This window comes from Rhodococcus sp. H29-C3 (assembly GCF_030063405.1).
Lineage (GTDB): Bacteria > Actinomycetota > Actinomycetes > Mycobacteriales > Mycobacteriaceae > Rhodococcoides.
Genome location: NZ_JASITC010000065.1, coordinates 1 through 873 on the forward strand (window position 1 = coordinate 1; position 873 = coordinate 873).

At 59.3% G+C, this 873-nt stretch carries 1 protein-coding gene; it reads left to right on the forward strand.

All coding sequences use genetic code 11. The annotated features are described in order from the left end of the window. The coding region (locus tag QMK32_RS25190) for a condensation domain-containing protein (protein WP_283478304.1) at positions 1 to 873 on the forward strand (873 nt) is incomplete at both ends.

Genomic DNA, 873 nt, shown 5'->3' on the forward strand with positions numbered 1-873 from the left:
CCGGTGAGGCCCCTGGTTGGGCTCCGTTGCCGGTGCAGTACGCCGATTACGCGTTGTGGCAGCGTGAGGTCCTCGGTAGTGAGGACGATCCGGATTCGATTGCTGCCCAGCAGGTGTCGTACTGGAAGACCGCGCTGGCGGGCCTTCCTGATCAGCTCGATCTGCCGATCGATCGTCCGCGTCCGGCGGTGCAGTCGTATGCAGGAGATCGAGCCGACTTCGCGGTCGATGCGGACCTGCATGCTCAACTCGTGCAGCTTGCGCGTCGGACCAACAGCACACTGTTCATGGTGGTGCATTCAGTGATGGCAGTGTTGTTCGCTCGATTGTCGGGTACCGATGACATTGCGATCGGCACTCCGTTCGCCGGGCGTAGCGACAAAGCGTTGGACGACATCATCGGAATGTTCGTCAATACGTTGGTCTTCCGTAGTCGGGTCGATTCTTCGATGACGTTCGAGGAGTTGTTGGCGCAGACTCGGGCGAGTGATCTGCAGGCATTCGCGCATGCGGATGTGCCGTTCGAGCGGCTCGTGGAGGTGCTCAACCCGGTTCGGTCGACGGCGCGGCATCCGTTGTTCCAGGTGGGCTTGTCTTTCCAGAATCTTGCGCAGAGTTCGCTGGAATTATCCGGGTTGTCGGTCAGCGGTCTGGACGCCGATACAGGGATTTCGCAGTTCGATCTGCATTTGATCGTGACGGATCGTTACGACGAGGGTGGTCGTCCTTTGGGTGTGGGTGGGTATTTCACGTTTGCGACGGATTTGTTCGATCGGTCGACGGTGGATGGTTTTGCGGAGCGTTTGGTGAGTGTGTTGCGTGCGGTGGTGGGTGATTCGTCTGTGGTGGTGGGTGATGTGGAGTTGGTGGGTG